Raw genomic sequence first — 1768 nt, 5'->3', positions numbered from 1 at the left:
GGAAGGCACTGAAAAAGGTACCCAATTTTAAGTGCAGAGCATATTTTTGAACTTTAATTCTTGTCCAAGAAGTATTTCATCTTTTAAAAGTGGATTACTTTTTGGGACAGGAATATAGCCCCAAATAGCTTTCTATAACGTTTCTGGCGCTTAATTCGGCAATATATAGAGGAATCAGCTTCCTCCTTATGCACTTTGCATCAATTTGAGGATTCTCTTCACATTTGCAGCGAAAATAGTCAAAGCTCCCTGCATTTCCATGCACGACAAACCGTATGACAGGGCTCTGTCATATCCTAAGACATTCTTAAGTTCGGAGTTTTTGGCTTCTATCTTGTATCGTTTCCTCTGAAGATTTATAAACTCTTCTGTTTTTTGATATTCGATTTGCTCCAACTGTTCATCCGATTTGATGGTAACCGCATATGTTTTTGTCTTGGCTCCTTCCTTGTAGCAACCTTCACGTAATGGACAGACCTTGCATTTGTCCACATCAAAATAGTAGGTAATGCTGGAGTTTCTGTGACGCTTGTCATTTTTGCGATTATTCATCTCTTTCCTTTTCGCCAGATGCCCTGCTGGGCAGACGTACAGATCTGCATCCTTGTTGTATTCAAAAGGGAGTTTGTTTGTTCGATTTCCGTCAATTACAGAGCTTAAACGAGCAGAGAGGCGCATATTGCTTTCCTTTGCCATTTTGAGATTTTCCTTGCTGGAATAGGCCTTATCTGCTACAATGGAATCAACTTCCATTCCTGCTTCCTCTGTCTTCTTTATCAATTCAGGCAATTGCTGTCCATCACCCTTCTCGCCGGAGGTGACAGTAGCTGCGGTGATAATTCTCTCATCGCTCATAGCTATATGCGTTTTATAGCCAAAGAATGAAGAATGCGCTGTTTTATGTCCTGTACGGGCATCCGCATCTTTTGATATTACGCCTCGTGCCTCTGCATCGGAAATGGATTCTTTCAGCATGTTAAGACGTTCCTTGACTGCAGGCATATTGGCAGTTGCAGCGTCAGCTTCCACTGTTGCAACTATCGTTTTGGCTGTATTCATGATAGAAGAATACTTCTTCTCTTTAGGAAGTTCTGGCAATTCCATGCTGTCATCTATAGAATTAACGACCTTGATTACGGCCTTGCAATAATACTCCAAACTCTTTGCTGCACTGATAGGGTTGGAACGAGAATGTGTATGGGTTGCATCAACAATGATGGTTCTAGACTTGAGGACACCTGCTTCTATAGCAATAGAAACAGTCTTCTTGATAAGAAGATCCAACAGGTCCATATCCTTCAGGCGAAGTCGACGGAATTTGGTCAAGGAACTAGGATTAATCAGATTAGTCTCCTCAGGAGTTAATCCCAAGAAGTACTTAAACGACATATCATAGCGAGTACGTTCAACAACATCAACATCCGATATGTTATAGATTACCTTTAAAAGAAGATACTTAAACATACGGATAGGACTCTCTGCTGTTCGACCATTGTCATGACAATACTTGTCCTGCAATTCCTGGTATACGAAACTAAAGTCCACCAGGTCAGTAATCCGGCGGAGCAGGTTGTCTTTTGGGATAATCAAGTCATACAAACTTGAATAATCACTGAATGATATGGTCTGTTGCAGTTCTAGCATAGAGCCTTGTATTTTTCTACAAAGATACAAAAAATATTGCACATATTCAACTTTTGGGTACACTATTTCAAAGATCGAATGTTAAACTAACATAACCCATGAAGGGACTTTTTCAGTGCCCTCC

At 40.6% G+C, this 1768-nt stretch carries 1 protein-coding gene; it reads right to left on the bottom strand.

Annotated elements, in window-relative coordinates; genetic code table 11:
* Positions 1-186 precede the first annotated feature (186 nt).
* Complete coding sequence (locus F7D20_RS06215) at positions 187-1644, bottom strand: IS1182 family transposase (RefSeq protein WP_158463301.1); 1458 nt, start codon at positions 1642-1644, stop codon at positions 187-189.
* Positions 1645-1768: the final 124 nt, after the last annotated feature.

This window comes from Segatella copri (assembly GCF_009495355.1).
In the GTDB taxonomy this organism is placed as follows: Bacteria; Bacteroidota; Bacteroidia; order Bacteroidales; family Bacteroidaceae; genus Prevotella.
Note: the sequence above shows the minus strand (reverse complement) of the source record. Positions and strands in the feature narration are given on the sequence as shown.